At 50.5% G+C, this 1,193-nt stretch carries 1 protein-coding gene; it reads left to right on the top strand.

What is annotated here, in order from left to right; genetic code table 11:
- Positions 1–128: 128 nt before the first annotated feature.
- Positions 129–1,193: PAS domain S-box protein (locus tag QCH34_RS13060; protein WP_300334763.1), on the top strand; the 1,065-nt coding region annotated here is incomplete at its 3' end.

The raw sequence follows: 1,193 nt of genomic DNA, 5'->3' as shown, positions 1-1,193 counted from the left end.
CCCCGTTCATCATCTTCACCGGAAAAGGGTGTCAGGAGGTGGTGATTGAGGCGCTCAATTGCGGAGCGGACTTTTACATTCAGAAGATCGGAGAGCCTTCCTTTATCTTCCATGATCTCTCCAGGAAGGTGAGGTATGCAGTTGGCAGAATGAGAAGCGAGATCGCCAGGAAAGAGAGTGATGAGCGGTACCGTGCCGTTGTCGAGAGCCAGAATGACTTTATCTGCCGTTTTCTCCCTGATGGCACGCACCTCTTTGTGAATGATGCATACTGCCGCTACTTCGGACTTGATCGTAAATCTCTCATCGGAAACCGGTTTATGCCGGTGATCCATCCCGGTGATCGTGACAGGGTTAAGGGATTCCTCTCCCAACTCACAAAAGAAAACCCGGCCGGATCCATCGATCAGCGGATCATCATGCCTGATAACAAAGTGCTCTGGCAGCAATGGAATACCAGGGCAATCTTTGATGAAGATGGGCAGATCATTGAATATCAGTCAGTTGGCAGGGATAAAACCTACGAGAAAGAGACTGAAGAGCTTCTGTCCAGGAATGCAGAACGTGCAAAAAGGCAGAGGAAGGCGATCGCGGATCTTGCCCTTGATGACGCAATCCTCTCCGGGGATATGGAGGCTGCCCTGACGAAGATCACGAATATCGTATCAGAGACACTTGAAACCAGAAGGGTGGGAATATGGACTTTTTCAAAGGACGGCTCCCTTCTCCAATGCCTCTCACTTTATGATGCAGAAGAGAAGAGACAGAATAATGAGATAACTCTGAAGACAGATGGATATCCTCGTTACTTTGATACTTTGAGGAGAAAGCACAGGCTCTGCGTTGAGGATGCCTCCTCGGATTCAAGGGTCAGTGAACTGAAGGATGGCTACCTTGCCCCTCTTGGGATCTCTACCATGCTTGATGTCGGTATTCTGAAGGATGGCAGCCTGATCGGTATCCTCTGTCTTGAAGATACAGGAGCTCCGCGGAGATGGCATGTGGATGAGGAGGGGTTTGCCATTATTGCCGCATCCCTTATCGCACAGCTCTTTGAAAGTGCTGAACGGAGGCAGGCAGAAGAGGCGCTGCGGGAGAGCGAGGAGCGTTTCAGGAGCCTTGCCGAGCATGCCGAGGATATTATATACCGGATCGATCTGCTGCCGGAGATTCATTTTACCTACGTGAACCCC

This window comes from Methanocalculus sp. (assembly GCF_029762515.1).
In the GTDB taxonomy this organism is placed as follows: Archaea; Halobacteriota; Methanomicrobia; order Methanomicrobiales; family Methanocorpusculaceae; genus Methanocalculus.
This window is presented reverse-complemented; position numbering and strand designations above follow the sequence as displayed.